The organism is Sphingomonas sp. (assembly GCF_036387535.1).
GTDB lineage: Bacteria > Pseudomonadota > Alphaproteobacteria > Sphingomonadales > Sphingomonadaceae > Sphingomonas_R.
The window spans coordinates 1-1675 of the sequence record NZ_DASVTO010000094.1 but is presented as its reverse complement, the minus strand read 5'-3'; the positions used below and the strand labels follow the sequence as shown (position 1 = coordinate 1675).

2 protein-coding genes and 1 pseudogene are annotated in these 1675 nt (G+C 66.8%); 2 read left to right on the top strand and 1 reads right to left on the bottom strand.

Going from position 1 to position 1675, the window contains the following annotated elements; genetic code table 11:
• A pseudogene (locus VF649_RS08690) lies at positions 1-80 on the top strand (3-oxoacyl-ACP reductase); the annotation flags it as partial.
• Position 81: 1 nt separating this feature from the next.
• Entirely contained in the window at positions 82-963 is an 882-nt protein-coding gene (locus VF649_RS08685) for an SMP-30/gluconolactonase/LRE family protein (RefSeq protein WP_331011566.1), read from the top strand.
• Positions 964-1189: 226 nt separating this feature from the next.
• Here VF649_RS08685 and VF649_RS08680 read toward each other — a convergent pair.
• Positions 1190-1675 (bottom strand): MFS transporter (locus VF649_RS08680; RefSeq protein ID WP_331011565.1); only part of this gene is annotated, 486 nt, incomplete at its 5' end.

Below are 1675 nucleotides of genomic sequence, written 5' to 3'. Positions count from 1 at the left end.
CGATGGCATTGTTCCTGGCGTCGGACGATGCCAGGATGTGCACCGGACATAATTACTGGGTGGATGCCGGGTGGCGCTGAGATGATCGAGGTACGGCAGGTCTGCTCGCTTGGCGCGACGCTGGGCGAAGGCCCGGTATGGATCGACGACGCCCTGTGGTTCGTCGACATCAAGCAGCATCTGGTTCACCGCTTCCGCCCTGCGACCGGCAGCCTCGACAGCTGGACCGCGCCTGCACAGGTCGGCTGGGTGCAGCCGCTGGCGGATGGCGGCATGCTGGCGGGATTGCAGACCGCCCTCCACACGTTCGATCCCGAAAGCGGTGCGTTCACGCCGCTGGTTGCGGTCGAGCCGCACGCGCCGGGCAACCGGCTGAACGATTCCTGCGTCGATCCGGCGGGACGGCTGTGGTTCGGGTCGATGGACGATGGCGAGAGCGCGCCTTCCGGGCGGATCTACCGCGCCGATGCGCGCGGAATCGCGCCGGTGGTGGACGGCATTGCGATCACCAACGGACCCGCGGTCGCGCCGGACGGACGGACGCTCTATCACTGCGACACGCTGCGCGGCACGATCCACGCCTGCGAGATCGGCGACGACGGCGCATTGCTGGAGTCTCGTGTGTTCGCGCAGGTCGACCCGGCGGTGGACGGCTATCCCGACGGGCCGATCGTCGATGCCGAGGGGCATGTCTGGGTCGGGTTCTTCTCGGGGTGGTGCGTGCGCCGCTATGCGCCCCACGGGCGGATGGTCGCGGAGGTGCGGCTGCCGGTGGCGAACGTCACCAAGATCGCGATCGGCGGCGCGGATGGGCGGACCGCCTATGCGACGACGGCGGCGAAGGGCCTGAGCGATGAAGATCGCGCGAAGCAACCGATGGCGGGCGATGTATTCGCGTTCGACGCGGGAGTGGCTGGGCAGCCTGCGTATGCGGTTGCGGCGTTTGGGCTGACGCTGCTCTGACCGGCGTCGTTGGGCTCAATCCAGCCTAATACTTGGTGGTACTGAGTACCCCATTTCCCAATCCGTCATCCCCGCGCAGGCGGGGATCCATACTGGCTGACCTTGGCCTTTGAATAGCATCGCTAGCCAGTATGGATCCCCACTTTCGCGGGGATGACGAAAGAAGTTGGCGTGGTGATGACGGCGTAAAGGAGCGGCGCGTCCGAGGACGCGCCGCCCTGGCCAATCAGCCTTCCATGTCCTCGAGCTCGCGACCGCGGGTTTCGTTGACCATCGCCTTCACGAAGAAGAACGAGATCGCGGCGAAGATCGCGTAGCCGGTGTAGGTGATCGCCAGCCCCGGCGACACCGCCAGAGACGGGAAGCTCACCGAGATGGCGGCGTTCGCGATCCACTGCGCGAAGCCGGCGACCGCGAGGCCCGAACCGCGGATCTGGTTCGGGAACATCTCGCCCAGCATCACCCACATCACGGGGCCCCAGCTGGCGTTGAAGAAGATCACGTAGAGATTGGCCGCGACCAGCGCGAGGACGCCGTTGTTGCCCGGCAGCGACACCGATCCGTCCGCCGCGGTGATCGCGGTGGAGAAGGCGTAAGCGACCGTCGCGAGGGTCACCGCCATGCCGGCCGACCCGACTAGCAGCAGCGGCTTGCGGCCGATCTTGTCGACCGTGGCGATCGTGAACAGGCACGCCGCAATCGACAGCACGCC